We start from the raw sequence: 967 nt of genomic DNA on the forward strand, positions 1-967 counted from the left end.
GTGTGTTCGGCAACGTCCGCACCGCCTTTCATGGCGAAGCTGACGTTGGCAGCGGCGAGCGCGGGGGCGTCGTTGATGCCGGCGCCGACCATTGCTACGGTTTTGCCGGCGGCTTTGAGTTTCTGCACTTCGGCGGCTTTGTCGCGCGGACTCATGTTGCCGAAGGCGTGTGCGATGCCCAGTTGTTTGGCGACGTATTCGACCGTGCCTTGGTTGTCGCCGCTCATGATGTAAACGTCGATGCCGTGTTTTTTCAGACGGCCTATGGCTTCGGCGGTGTCGGCTTTCAGCGCGTCGGCGAGCGCGAATGCGCCGATGGGTTTGTTATCAACCGAGACTGCGACAATGCTTGCAATGTCCCAAACGCCGTCTGAAAACTTCGGCAAGGTCAATTCGGCAAATTCGGCTTTGCCCGCTTTCACCAAACCCACGCCTTCGACTTCGGCGGTAATGCCTGCGCCGACAACGGTTTGCGCGTCTTGTGCGGTGGGAATATCCAAACCGCGCGCTTGGGCGGCGGAGACGATAGCACGGGCGAGTGGGTGGGCGGCGTTTTGTTCGACGGCGGCGGCGATGCGGTACAAAGCGTCTTCGTCAAAACCACTGTCGGGAACGCAATAAACGGCAGCAACCTGCGGCTTGCCTTCGGTCAGCGTGCCGGTTTTGTCCAATACGACGGCATCGACGTGGGCGGCTTCTTCCATCGCCGCCGCGTCTTTAAACCAAATGCCGTGTTTCACCGCCTTGCCCATGCCGACCATAATCGCGGCGGGCGTCGCCAGACCGAGCGCGCACGGGCAGGCAATCACCAAAACGGCAACGGCGTGCATCAGTGCCACCGTCCAATCGCTTTTAATCAGCCAAGTAACGATAAAAGTCAAAAGTGCAATGCCCACGACAGTTGGCACGAACACCGCCGCCACCTTGTCCGCCACGCGCGCAATCGGCGCCTTGCTGCCCTGCGCTT

The 967-nt window shown here is 60.4% G+C and carries 1 protein-coding gene; it reads right to left on the reverse strand.

All coding sequences use genetic code 11. The features are described from left to right. The coding region (locus ACTHUM_RS15335) for an HAD-IC family P-type ATPase (RefSeq protein ID WP_440403332.1) at positions 1-967 on the reverse strand (967 nt) is incomplete at both ends.

The organism is Neisseria sp. P0021.S006 (assembly GCF_051956895.1).